Here is a 12412-nt window from a genome sequence, read left to right as displayed (position 1 = left end):
TTCCCCGGGAGTTATTTTTCTGAAGCGGTAATAATAACCGTTTCACCGGTTTTTGCTTCCGTTTCGTCTGTCATCGTGTATTGCTTTCCTGTTTGCTGATTATTCGTCACAACAACTGGGGTAATATCATTCTCCGCATTGTCCCGGATATAATCCAGGTCAAATGTCAGTAGCGCATCTCCAGTAGAAACTTTATCACCCATCTTCACTTCTGCAGTAAAACCTTGCCCGTTCAAGCTAACCGTCTCTAAACCAATATGAATGAGAATTTCAGAACCATCTTCGGCCCGAATCCCGACCGCATGCAACGTATCCGGAACTTGCACAACCTCACCATCAACCGGTGCACAAACTTTCCCGTCAGACGGTTTAATGGCAATACCATCCCCCATCATTTTCTGGCTGAATACAGGGTCAGGCACCTCTTCCAAGGCGATGATTTTCCCATTAAGTGGTGCGTATATCTTCGTCTCCGAATTTCCCTTTTTGAATAGATTTTTAAACATATGATCAAACTCCTTTTCAATAATTGTTTCGGCGGTTATTAGTATGTGCTAAATGTGGCAATATAAAAAGGCATGGCAGTAAATGAAGGAGACAATCCCCTTCCATATACCACCATGCCTAATCTCATCAGTAACATGTGATCACTATTCATTTATTCGCTTTCATTATATCATTCCATTTAACGAAAAGCAAGAACCGTGGGGACAGGGTATGTGTCAATCTTTTCTCGATGTGGTTGTCACACCAATATATTTGGCACTCTATTTTTGTACACGTTTTCCGGCTACCGCGCTGTCGCTTGGTGGCCTGCATGTTTTCGTCACGTTCCAAAACCCGGAACCTGACAAAAACATGCAGGGTATTACCTAAAACTCTTCATCAAGTTTCCTATCGCTGATGAATGGGCTGTATATAAACTGATGGAACCTTCTTTTGCGCCAATCGATGGGCGTGTTGGCTGATTCAAATACTCCGTCATGCGAACGGTCTTTTCAACGTCTCGCTGCTTGCGTGCGCTTCGTTTTTGGGATGTGAGATAAACATCCCGCAACGTGTTATTGAGGATACCCTGTTTTACTTTCACCATAGCTTCACTGCCTTCTACGCTCCAATGCATCCCCCGTCTTTTCATCCGGAAAGAAACGCGACGCTGATTGGATTCCATAGCCCCTAAGCCTCGTGCGTCTTCTGGCGGGTCTTCCACTTTCTCACGCCAGTCAAAAATACGATCCCAATTGTGCTGAATGTAAGTTCGAAAACCGTTTACCTTTTCTACCTGTTTTGCGTTTTCCAGGGTACTTTCGTATGTATCCAGCCAAAGTATGAACTGTTGCCAATCGTGTTGTTTTAACGCTTTTCTTATCCCGTCCTTAAATTCACTCTTTTCACCGCCTAATGCCCGATTTAACGCCTGAGCTACATGGTAAGCGTCAAGTTGATTCAACACGGGATAACGGGACTGGGAAAAGGCTTCCTGGAACCGTTCAGCTGTGTAGCCCTGCCCGCCATCACTATTTGTCACAACCTGCGTATTCTCCAGCGAATAACCATGGGCCGCATATGACTGCACCTCTTTCCAAAAGTCATCAGTCGGCTTCGTTGTCATGATTACGTGTTGATTGCTGAGTGAGACCCGTTTGCCATTTTTGACCCAGCCTTCATGCATAATCGCATGCCGGACCTCATGGCTTTTCTTTTTCTTTGTAGAACGGACAAAAACGCCATCTGCCTCTGTATATAAATAGTCAACTTCTTTTCCCTCCGGAAGGGACGCTGCTTCCTCCAGTTCAGCCGCCAGTTCCACATCAGCCTGGGACTGCGCATCTCCAACACGCTTCACGATACTCCCGACTGTTTGATGACTCATCGTTACGGGGGTCCATTCCTTCAAAGTTTGGACTGATGCACGATACGTGCTCTCACTAGCCAATTCAGCCACTTTTACCTCCGTCAGGGGACTGTATCGTTGACTTTTCCGAAGACCAGCCCACTCATCAAAGGGATAGTGAGAATCACCTTTCAGGTCATGCATTAATGTATGCCGAAAACGAACTGCCCCAAACGTGAATTGAACCGTTTTCCAATCTTCACGCTCGACAGTCCAGCCCAACTTCTGTTTCTCAGCTTTAATCACCTTATTAATCTGTGTGAACACTTCCCCCATCTGGGAAGCAAACACCTCATACATATAGAGTCGAATGCTTTCTTCCAAATCAACTAAGTTGTTTGTTTCCTTTATTAATGCGTATAATCTTGATATAATAGTTTCCATGAGAAGGCCTCTTTCGAAATGTATTTGCCCGTCAAAGCATACATTTATGATAGAGTGCCTTCTCTTTTTTGACTAGAAAATTGCCTCAGGTGGCCCCGAGAATTATTTTACACATATGGGGACAGGCTCTTTGGTCCACTATTTATTTCCAAGAGGTGGGTCCGGGCTATGACCCTGTCCCCCACCGTTTCAAAGGGAAAATTTTGCATTCATGTATGGTTCACCGTTACAATCATATCAACTCATCATTACATACGGTATATGGACCTAAACTATTTACAAGAAGAACGGGGCTGATTATATGACTTCCAATAACAGCACATATGACGAAGAACAGCAGCGAGTTAATCATGTTATTAAAACCATTGATGAAAAGGCTGAAAAAACAATTGACAGATCCACAAGCATTAAAGAAAGTGTTATCGAACTGCGCAAGAATTTCTGGGAGGATGTAACCGTCAACATCGATGAACCGGACGATGTGATTGAAACACAAGCTAGCATTAAACAACAGGCGGAATTACTTACCCAAAAAGAACAGTCCCACGGTAAGTTGGACGATGAACTTAAAACTTTAAAGCGGCTGCGTGAATCACCTTATTTCGGCCGCATCGACTTCCACGAAGATACGGAACAAACCGCGGAACCAATCTATATCGGTATCGCCTCCCTGATGGATGGTAACAATCAAGATTTCCTTATATACGACTGGCGCGCACCAATATCTAGCCTTTATTACGATTATTCACCGGGAGAGGCGCAATACGAAACGATGGAAGAAACCATTAACGGAGAAATTACCCTGAAGCGACAATTCATTATTCGGCAAGGCTTGATCAAAGGGATGTTTGACACTGGGGTAACCATTGGCGATCGGTTGCTGCAGGAAGTGCTCGGCAACAACGCCAGTACCAAAATGAAAAGCATTGTCGCCACGATTCAAAAGGAACAAAACCGAATCATTCGGAATAAAGGGAATCAATATCTGGTTGTTCAGGGTGCAGCCGGTAGCGGAAAAACATCCGCCGCCCTGCAGCGAATTGCTTATCTCATGTATGCGCACCGTGACATCCTTGGCCCTGACAATATCGTGCTATTATCACCGAATCCGCTATTTTCCAGCTATATTGCCAATGTGCTTCCGGAACTCGGTGAAACGAATGTACGACAAACGACATTTCTGGACTATTTGGAAGACCAGATCAGACATCCTTTCACCATTGAGTCGCCATTTGAACAAATGGAGTACGTCATGACTGAAAAGCAGGACAATGCCATTCGGATGCAGAACATCGACTGCAAATCAGATCTGACGTTCATGCGGTTAATCGATGCATTTATCGACCATTTAAACAAACAGGACATCCAGTTTCGAAACATCACATTCCGCGGGGAGGTGCTCATTTCCAAAGAACAAATCCGCGATTACTTTTATTCGCTGGACGAGACGATTACCATCCCGAACAAACTAGAACTAGTGGCCAAGTGGCTGCTGCAAGAAATACGAGAAAAGCAGCGCAATGAACTGGATAAAGACTGGGTGCTTGAAAAAACGGAACTATTGGATAAAGAAGACTATCAAGACGCATTTCACCAGTCACAAGAGCAAGCCAAACACGAAACAAACGAAACCGTCCACGAGGAAAGTATATTAAGAAAGGAAGTTGTCAAACGGGTTTTCGCACCAATTAAAAAGAAGATAAAAGCGCATCAATTCGTTCATGCAGCCGCCACCTATCAACAGCTATTTACGAATTGGACACCGGACGACCCGCCGGTAAACTGGGAGGCGATTCGCACCTATACAGCCGGCCATTTAGCGGAGAACTTTTTGCCATGGGAAGATGCAGCAGCCTATCTTTATTTTCAATACCGTTTACTTGGTACGCCTCTTGACCGGTCTGTCCGTTATCTTGTCGTTGATGAAGCACAGGACTATGCAGCATTCCAGTTCACCTTGATTAAACATATTTTCCCAAATGCTAGAATGACGCTGTTGGGTGATATCAATCAGGCGATATACAGTTATATGGCGGATGAAAATCCACTTGTTTCAACAGGGCCGGGCGAGGCATCCTATGAAAAAATCACATTAACCAAAAGCTACCGGTCGACAAGACAAATCGCCGAGTTCACTATACCGTTTGCACCGGGCAGCGAACGAATCGAGCCGTTCAATCGGGAAGGAAACAAACCATTGCTGATTCGGGAAAATAAGGAACACTTAGCCGAAACATTAGCGGCAGAGACGAACAGGCTTTATGAAAATGGCAGTGAAACAATCGGCATCATTTGCAAAACCCAAGAAGAAAGCAATCAAGTTGCTAACCTGCTGAAAGACAAGATTGCATTCACACAAATTGACGAGTCGACCGGCAATTTTTCTAAGGGACTGCTCATACTGCCCGTTTACCTAGCTAAAGGCATCGAAATGGATGCTGTTATCATCCCAGACGCATCCGCTGATAAATATGACAATGAAACAGATCGAACACTGTTTTACACAGCCTGCACCAGGGCCATGCATGAGCTGGTTATGGTCAGTGCCGGCGACCCAGCTCCGTTCATCAGCGAAGCACCACAGGAAACATACCGGGAAGAACAGCGCTAATCCAGCGTTATCATGAAATGCAGTGTACGTGCACTGCATTTTTTTGTTTGCTCAATCATCACGGGACCTTCCTCGGCGGCGTTGATCACTCATTCACCCGATGAGCGACCAATCTACGCCCACCGCTCCGCAAAAGGGCGCTCATTTACCCGATGAGCGACCAATCTACGCCGCTCGCTCGGCAAAAGGGCGCTCATTCACCCGATGAGCGACCAATCAACGCCGCTCGCTCGGCAAAAGGGCGCTCATTTACCCGATGAGCGACCAATCTACGCCGCCCGCCCGGCAAAAGGGCGCTCATTCACCCGATGAGCGACCAATCAACGCCGCTCGCTCGGCAAAAGGGCGCTCATTCACCTGTTGAGCGACCAATCTACGCCGCCCGCTCGGCAAAAGGGCGCTCATTTACCCGATGAGCGACCATTCCAAGCAGCTATCTCGCAAAATGGGCGCTCATAACACCTCCAAAATAAAAATACTTGGATACGTACCCAAGTATTTTTTCGAAAGCTTTATTCTATTTGTCGTGTGATTTAACAGTGAGCACCGGCCTACTTATTTAATAACCAAAACGGGGCAGTGTGCATGCTGAACGACTCGTGTACTGACACTGCCTAACAGTAATCTCTTCACCCCACCAAGACCACGACTGCCGATAATAATTAAGTTAATATCGTGCTCTTCAGCATACGAGCAAACTTTTTCCCCTGCGTTACGTTGGGCAACGTCAATTACCACATCCGTATAAACCGTTATATCATCAGCTTGGAATTCTTCTTCTATTTCTTTCAGTTCAGGTCTCAGATTATCCGCTAACTCCCATTCCATGCTTCGTGCAACTGCCACATTGGCGCTCGGACCTGCTTGTGTCACAACCGATAGGATATATACCTCTGTTTCCGGAACTCCCCTCGCCTGCAATTTCGCCTCATTCAGTGCTTCTCGACTCAATTCAGATCCATCATATGCAACTAGTATTTTTCGTTTCATTTGGCACTCCTCCTATTGCAGATTCAGGAAGAACTATTCTCCTCCTATTTCAAGTATACCAGTAAATAGACTGACTGGCTGTAATTTTTTTAAATATTATATGACAATTAATAATACAACTACTTACTATTTTCCCGTCAGCAGTGCTATAATAACGTTAGAAAAACTCTAGTTTAGCCTCGCCATATAGCGAGTGCGAGGTTTTTCTTGTAAGGTCTTCCAAAATTCACATCTTCTAACGTTTGTAGTAATACCATGTAAAGGTCCGTGATTCCTCATGCCAACGCTTAATTATGGAACAACTGCTATTGATTATATTCTTCACCGGCAAGCACGCGCTGATTTGAAAATTTCCGTTACACTTGTGGGCGGTGTAGAAGTTTACGCACCAGAATCCTTGGATGAATCCGCTATTAACCGTCATCTGCAAAAAAAAGCATCATGGATCCAGCATAAAATTCATAGTCTTAGACAAGTAGAAACAAAAATCACACCGTATGAATTGATCAGTGGCGAAAAATTACCCTATCTCGATCGTTACTACCAGCACAAAGTTCACCGCGATCATATGCCTGCGTGCCGGTTACGTTTTTTCCAGGGGCGATTTGTAGCTGAAGTCCCGATTAACATGTCCCAAGATGAAATCAGTCAGACGCTAAAACGACAGCTAACGCAATGGTATCGCAGACAGGCGACCAAACGGCTGCATAAACGAGCAGCCTATTTTCAATCACTCATGAATGTCACCCCCAATTCCATGCAGACTCGGACGCAGCATAAGCGCTGGGGAACATGCACACCCGATGGGGACATCTATATTAATTGGCGGCTAATTATGGCACCTGCAGCCGTGTTCGATTATGTGATTGTACACGAACTAGCCCACCTGATTATTCAGGATCACTCTCAAGCATTCTGGAAAGTCGTCAAGTCTATCCTCCCCAACTATGAAAACCAAAAAGAATGGTTGCGCATTAACGGGATGAAACTACACTGCATATAAGCGTTCGGGCTCGCTTGCCGAACCGCGTTGTACGAGCAGCTGATTGACGGGCTTTATGTACACTTTTTCGTTTGAATCGTACAAACATAGAATCCATTTTGAAATAATCAATCAACATGGATTCTTTTCAACGCTATATTCACTCTATTAGCAATTATGTCTCCGTATCTTCCACAGGTAACAACTCAAAAATTTCACCCGACTCAATGGAATCTGCTAGTTTACGTAACCAGTGGCAATATTTCTTGTAATCCTTTAACTGTTCAAGGTCTTGGCTAGCTTTATCTTTTAAGTATCCTTCGACTGCTTCATCGGCTATGACCTCCTTAAGTTGGGTTTCCGCGTGTTCAATGGCGGCAAGGTTTAACTCAGCTTCCCTTCTCCATTTGTTTCCGAAAAATTGGCCAAAATAATTGAAGAAATTTTTCTCAGCCATGAAGTGGTCCTTCCTTGAGCCTTTTTGCCATATTTTCCGGACAATGTTGATTTCCTGTAAATTACGGACCGCTGTACTCATACTAGGTTTGGTCATACCGAGCTCATCTTTCATTTCATCAAGGGTCATCGGTTGCTGTTTAAAGTACATGGTGGCATAAAGTCGGCCAACTGACGGTGTTACCCCGTACAAATCCATCGTTTCGGCAATCGCATTCACGACTTCCTCCTCAGCACGGTTAATTTTTGATTCAGCTGAGTATTTTTCGTTTTTCCCCATAGATACCCTCCTTTTTGTATGTTCCCTCATGAGATGCAGTTTACTTGACCATACCACAGATGTCTAACCAGCGCACATTCTTTTAGGTTTTCGTTGACACCTTATAATCAGTGGAGAAAAATTTTCATCCAAAATGACACTTCACTCTTTCATCATTCGATTATAATAATAGGAAGGTTTATCTTCATGACATAACGCTTATCTTTTGAAAAAAACATAGAATGAGGAGAATGAACATGAATTATATAAAAGAACTAAACGCTTTTTATCAACTAATGGACTTCCATCCACTATCAGGGGCGGCTATTGCGTTATGGAACACATTGATGCACTTTAATAATCAGAACGGATGGCAACAGTCGTTCTCTGCCCCCGATTCCATCATTGAAATAACATCCGGCATTAAAGGTGCATCCTTCCAGTGTGCACGCAATGAGCTGCGGGAACAAGGGTATATTCATGTGACAACGTGTGAAAGCAACGAGACCGCCACGTATCAAATGATTTCCCTGATTAAGCCATTGCACCGGATAAACAGCTTATCGGTGACAGAAGAGGGGCAGCATATCCCAGCTTATGATGAACAACCGCACACGCAACATGTAGCAAATGACGAGATGGCGCAATCAGAACCACAAGCGACAGAAAGATCTGAACAATCTGCAAATGACGCAATGGTTGACCTAACACCGGAAGTCAATGCAATCCACAAGATGGAGGACAATGTGAAAGACAACGCGGTCCACTATACGGAGGACAACACAGTCCACAAGAACGTGAATATCAATATGAAAGACAATACGGCCCACTTTATGGAGGACAACATGAACCACAATACGGACCACAAGGTGAACCACAATGCGGACCACTTTGCGGACCACAATGCGGACCCATTAGTTAAACAATACATAAACAAAAATAAAACAAAACATAAACCAATAACAACAAATGCCTTCTGGTTCAACCGGGATTATTTTGGTGTGGTTAAAAAATTGGCTAATAATCGCCGCCATTGCACCAACAACATGGAGTGGTCTAGGCTCTTTGGTCCTTGCAATATGCACCAACACTACGAAACGCTACATGACATAGCGTTCGTTTGTCATGGTCAAACAGCCCTTTCGTTACCCAGCAATATGCTTATAGTGCACTTCAGCCAATTCCATGAGTTGTCGTGCCAAATGTTCCACCTGCTTCGACGGACAGTTGCTGGCACGGAGCTGTCGCTTGATTCGTTTACGCATCTCCCGTTTCACATCGTCTTTAAACGTCCAATCAATCACTGCGTTGTCCTGGAAAATTTCCGTGATAATATGTGTCAATTCTTTCACGTTTTCCTCTATCGATCGGTTCGACGAGCACATGCGGTGTTGTCGCATACACATGCTCCTCAATCAGTTCCTTTACCTTCGCGCCGCAGTCGGATATATCCATGCCTGTTTCCACATGAAAGCGCGACTTGGCGAGTTTGCGAATTTTACCGAGCCACTTCAGATCATCAACAAAGTTTTTCGCTTTCGGATTCGGCAATACCATGTCCATGCTCTCGGAAGATTTCTATATATTCGCTGATTCCCATAAGTGGGATTCTAATTCAGACAACGTCAATTTTCCCATGTCCTACTTCCTCCATTAGCAGTCATATTTAGGTCTATGATAGCAGAAAATGGGAAGGCAGACTATATGTTTGCGAAAGTTGAAAATAAAGGGGATAAGGACGAGTAAAAGATTCGGTATAGCCATCACCTTTTATCCCGTTCTAAGAATCATCGGAAAATACTGTGGAGTTCTTTCCTTCACGTAAAATTGTTCCAAATTTACAAAACCTCATTACGTCCAACAAATTGACTGAAAAGTTGACAAATAAGATAGCAGTGTTAGGATATTATTATATAACAGTTTGGTTGCCGCATGTCTGTTATTAGGCAATTTCATACCAGTGTCCCCAAATTGTACATAAGAAACAGAAGATGAAGGTATTCATGTAAGCCCCCTGACTATGTGATTATTTGCAGCGAATGAGCTAACCAATCATTGAAATGGAGGTCGTATGTAATGGAGAAACCATACTTAGTAATCGAATGGAATGATACGGAAACAGATGCAACAGGCTGGCTGGTCATCCACAACTTTGTGAAAGGATACACATCAGGCGGAATTAGAATGCACCCGCAAGTTACCAGGCAAGAAGTGGAACATTTGGCCAAAACGATGGCCTACAAATATGTAGCTTCGGAAAGTACAACGACAGGTGGATGCAAAGGCGGAATTGCTTATGACTATAAAGCCTCGGACGCCAAAGAAGTATTACGTAGGTTTGTGATTGCTATGATGCCTTATATCAATTCCGATACTACTGATGTAAGTGCATCGCTCGGGGAGGACCTCGGTACAAGCTATCATGATGTGCTGAACGTTTTTAAGGAATTTGACTTTGACCTTCCCATCACAAAATCGATGAAACAGGATGAAACGGTACAGAAAGGGATAAACGATTACAACGAATTATTGAAAACAAAAATCGACGGGCTTTTCCTGGATCATGCTGTCACAGGCTATGGTGTTGCTTTCTCGGCTGATGAAGCATGGAATTTAAAAGGCGGGAATACTAACGCCCGTGTGGTGATTCAAGGATTCGGCAGTGTCGGGGCAAGTTGTGCACTTAAATTGGAGCAGCTCGGCTATAAAATTGTAGGAATATCAGACGCAAACCTGCTTGTAACCTGTCCAGAAGGGCTTGACGTTAACAAGCTTATCGAATCGAAAAATGAATACGGTGAAATGGATCAAGCATCATTCGAGCCTCACTACGTTGTACAGTCCAATAGCGAATGGCTTGATGTCGATTGTGATATTGTCATTCCGGCAGCATTAGAAAATGCAGTAAATGGTGAAAACGCCCATAAAATCAAGGGTGATTTAGTTGTAGAGGCAGCGAATAATCCCGTCTCCAAAGAGGGAGATGATATGTTAAGGGAAAAAGGAGTCGACATCGTTAATGACTTCATCGCCAACCTTGGTTCAATTCGATTTTATGACGCCATTCTTTTCGGACTGATTGAACCAGAAACACAGGCTGTTATAGACGATATTGATACATTATGCCGCAAAAATGTTCGCAAGCTCTTTTCAGAGGCTGCAAAGAAACAAGCATATCAACGAAACATCGCAAAACAACTATTTAAACCAAGCGTCAGTGACACACCGGGACCGGAAAAAAAGTATGCCGCTGTGAGTGGGAAGTAATGTAGATCTTGCATCTATTATATAGCCAGTCTTCAAGTTAGAGGCTGGCTTTTTGACAGAAAATGCGTATACAAAAACCACTATACAACAAAACAAAATCCCCCAACCGTTTATGGTTGAGGGATTTTGTTTTCATTCTTTTATGCAATTTATAATGAATTGACATCCATCAATCGCTAAGGCAATTGATTTCCGCTTCCTTATGAAGAGTCTATTTACGCATGGTTTCTATAAAATTAAGGATATTTAAACCAAACAATTTCAATGCCTTTTTGGAACCATCCACGCCATGTCCAGCTTGAAGGTGTTTAAAAATGGCGCCACCAAGAACAATATTGGTCAGCAGCACGCCAATTCTCGCAAATTTTTTCCCTGATTTGGATATGATTGATATAAATAAAAATACGGAACCAATCAATTCAAGAAGGCCTGTAAACTTCATTGCATTCCTGGATAAGTTAAAGCCTTCTTTAAATTGCGCTGCAGCTTGGTCATCATTTTGCACCTTTGGCAAACTGCTTTGGAAAAGGGTTTTTGCAACATAACCATTGGAAAAATGTTGTAGCATATCTGTTCACTCCTGAGTCTATTGTGTATTTTCCTAGCGTTTTTCCACATTTAATGACAATGATAAAAAACATTAACAGCACATATCATACCAAAATCATCTGCAACATCCAAAGGTATTGCTTGCAAGGCCCTATTCTGCTATCTCTTTAATGGAAGGCTGCTGTGTAAACCATGAAACGGCACCGGAACAGATCATTGCACGGGTGATGAAAGCCGGCGCTTGTATTCAGTTTGAGCACTAGCATTTATTCCTAATAGGCGCCCGATTGCGAAAGAATCTAAAAAGAAAACCCTAACGGATTGACCGCAGGGTTTTTGCCATATAGCTTTATTGAATATCGATTTTACGAACATTATCATTCTGCTCTTGTTCTTTCTTTTCTACCGTGATTTTTAGCAAACCATCTTTTAGCTTTGCATCTACCTCTCCATCTGGATTAGCTTCTGCTAAATATAGAGATCGTTGCATGGAGTCGTAGCGTCTTTCTCTGTGGATATAGTTGCCATCCTCATTTTTCTCATCCACGTTTTCTTCCCTGTTAACTGAGATAGATAATCTACCATCTTCGTTTAAATTTAAATCTATATCATCTTTTTCCACACCAGGCAATTCTGCTTCAATTAGATATTTGTCATCTTGCTCTCTTACATCAATCTTAAACGGATCATTAACTAGATTTCTTCTGGCAAATGGTAAATCGCTAAAAGCCTCATCAAAAAAGTCGTCAATCATATTAAAAGGATTTTTAGGTGTTAGGCTTAGATTATTGATGTTGCGGTTCTTCCTGTTGAATGGGATTAATCCTGCCATAACCAATCACTCCTTTTTAAATGAATATAGCATTAGCACTCAATTTTATACGACAGAAGTGAAGTTCACGTTCCTAAAAGAGATATTGCTTCAATTGAAGTGCTTGCTAATCTTCATCCAAAAGAGCTTTGCCTTTTAGCCTTCTTTTGTTTAAGAAGTCACCCATCATACTAAAAGGAATGAATGTA

11 protein-coding genes are annotated in these 12412 nt (G+C 43.1%); 4 read left to right on the top strand and 7 right to left on the bottom strand.

The genetic code is table 11. The annotated features are described in order from the left end of the window. Positions 1-11 precede the first annotated feature (11 nt). Positions 12-506 carry a PTS sugar transporter subunit IIA gene (locus FFL34_RS13415; protein WP_138603860.1) on the bottom strand — a complete coding sequence of 165 codons (495 nt, stop codon included), beginning with the start codon at positions 504-506 and terminating at the stop codon, positions 12-14. Positions 507-717: 211 nt separating this feature from the next. Between FFL34_RS13415 and FFL34_RS18310 the strand changes: the two genes are divergently transcribed. Beyond that, positions 718-876 carry a hypothetical protein gene (locus FFL34_RS18310; RefSeq protein WP_171046348.1) on the top strand — a complete coding sequence of 53 codons (159 nt, stop codon included), beginning with the start codon at positions 718-720 and terminating at the stop codon, positions 874-876. Here the strand turns inward: FFL34_RS18310 and FFL34_RS13410 are convergent. After that, complete coding sequence (locus FFL34_RS13410) at positions 869-2278, bottom strand: ISLre2 family transposase (protein ID WP_138601467.1); 1410 nt, start codon at positions 2276-2278, stop codon at positions 869-871. The genes FFL34_RS18310 and FFL34_RS13410 overlap by 8 nt on opposite strands. A 301-nt stretch (positions 2279-2579) precedes the next feature. Here FFL34_RS13410 and helD point away from each other — a divergent pair, with 301 nt between their 5' ends. Beyond that, positions 2580-4889: an RNA polymerase recycling motor HelD gene (helD, locus tag FFL34_RS13405; RefSeq protein WP_138603859.1), complete on the top strand. Its 2310-nt coding sequence runs from the start codon at positions 2580-2582 to the stop codon at positions 4887-4889. Between the two features lie 555 nt (positions 4890-5444). Here helD and FFL34_RS13400 read toward each other — a convergent pair. Then, positions 5445-5879: a universal stress protein gene (locus FFL34_RS13400; protein WP_138603858.1), complete on the bottom strand. Its 435-nt coding sequence runs from the start codon at positions 5877-5879 to the stop codon at positions 5445-5447. A 277-nt stretch (positions 5880-6156) separates the two neighbouring features. Between FFL34_RS13400 and FFL34_RS13395 the strand changes: the two genes are divergently transcribed. Then, positions 6157-6882, top strand: coding sequence for a M48 family metallopeptidase (locus FFL34_RS13395; protein ID WP_138603857.1), 726 nt, complete (start codon positions 6157-6159; stop codon positions 6880-6882). A 154-nt stretch (positions 6883-7036) separates the two neighbouring features. On the opposite strand, the gene cudC is transcribed toward FFL34_RS13395, so the two are convergent. Together cudC and FFL34_RS18690 are read right to left on the bottom strand one after the other, a co-directional pair. Then, on the bottom strand, positions 7037-7597 hold the full coding sequence (cudC, locus tag FFL34_RS13390; RefSeq protein WP_138603856.1) for a choline uptake/conversion transcriptional regulator CudC: 561 nt from the start codon (positions 7595-7597) through the stop codon (positions 7037-7039). A gap of 1124 nt (positions 7598-8721) precedes the next feature. After that, on the bottom strand, positions 8722-8976 hold the full coding sequence (locus FFL34_RS18690) for a type I restriction enzyme endonuclease domain-containing protein (protein ID WP_234031505.1): 255 nt from the start codon (positions 8974-8976) through the stop codon (positions 8722-8724). Between the two features lie 676 nt (positions 8977-9652). On the opposite strand from FFL34_RS18690, the gene FFL34_RS13380 reads away from it, so the two are divergent. Next, positions 9653-10843 (top strand): Glu/Leu/Phe/Val family dehydrogenase, encoded by a 1191-nt coding sequence (locus FFL34_RS13380; RefSeq protein ID WP_138603855.1) that lies wholly within the window; start codon positions 9653-9655, stop codon positions 10841-10843. Positions 10844-11054: 211 nt separating this feature from the next. Here the strand turns inward: FFL34_RS13380 and FFL34_RS13375 are convergent, their stop codons facing one another. Together FFL34_RS13375 and FFL34_RS13370 are read right to left on the bottom strand one after the other, a co-directional pair. After that, entirely contained in the window at positions 11055-11411 is a 357-nt protein-coding gene (locus FFL34_RS13375; protein WP_138603854.1) for a DoxX family protein, read from the bottom strand. Between the two features lie 330 nt (positions 11412-11741). Continuing rightward, positions 11742-12224, bottom strand: coding sequence for an Hsp20/alpha crystallin family protein (locus FFL34_RS13370; protein ID WP_138603853.1), 483 nt, complete (start codon positions 12222-12224; stop codon positions 11742-11744). Positions 12225-12412: the final 188 nt, after the last annotated feature.

The organism is Lentibacillus cibarius, assembly GCF_005887555.1.
Taxonomy (GTDB): domain Bacteria; phylum Bacillota; class Bacilli; order Bacillales; family Amphibacillaceae; genus Lentibacillus; species Lentibacillus cibarius.
This window is presented reverse-complemented; position numbering and strand designations above follow the sequence as displayed.

Bases quoted from the DNA above. Each gene is read 5' to 3' on its own strand.
- FFL34_RS13375 (WP_138603854.1), bottom strand. From the start codon at position 11,411: ATGCTACAACATTTTTCCAATGGTTATGTTGCAAAAACCCTTTTCCAA.
- FFL34_RS13410 (WP_138601467.1), bottom strand. From the start codon at position 2,278: ATGGAAACTATTATATCAAGATTATACGCATTAATAAAGGAAACAAAC.
- helD (WP_138603859.1), top strand. From the start codon at position 2,580: ATGACTTCCAATAACAGCACATATGACGAAGAACAGCAGCGAGTTAAT.
- FFL34_RS13380 (WP_138603855.1), top strand. From the start codon at position 9,653: ATGGAGAAACCATACTTAGTAATCGAATGGAATGATACGGAAACAGAT.
- FFL34_RS18690 (WP_234031505.1), bottom strand. From the start codon at position 8,976: ATGCGACAACACCGCATGTGCTCGTCGAACCGATCGATAGAGGAAAAC.
- FFL34_RS13400 (WP_138603858.1), bottom strand. From the start codon at position 5,879: ATGAAACGAAAAATACTAGTTGCATATGATGGATCTGAATTGAGTCGA.
- FFL34_RS13415 (WP_138603860.1), bottom strand. From the start codon at position 506: ATGTTTAAAAATCTATTCAAAAAGGGAAATTCGGAGACGAAGATATAC.
- FFL34_RS18310 (WP_171046348.1), top strand. From the start codon at position 718: ATGTGTCAATCTTTTCTCGATGTGGTTGTCACACCAATATATTTGGCA.
- FFL34_RS13370 (WP_138603853.1), bottom strand. From the start codon at position 12,224: ATGGCAGGATTAATCCCATTCAACAGGAAGAACCGCAACATCAATAAT.
- cudC (WP_138603856.1), bottom strand. From the start codon at position 7,597: ATGGGGAAAAACGAAAAATACTCAGCTGAATCAAAAATTAACCGTGCT.
- FFL34_RS13395 (WP_138603857.1), top strand. From the start codon at position 6,157: ATGCCAACGCTTAATTATGGAACAACTGCTATTGATTATATTCTTCAC.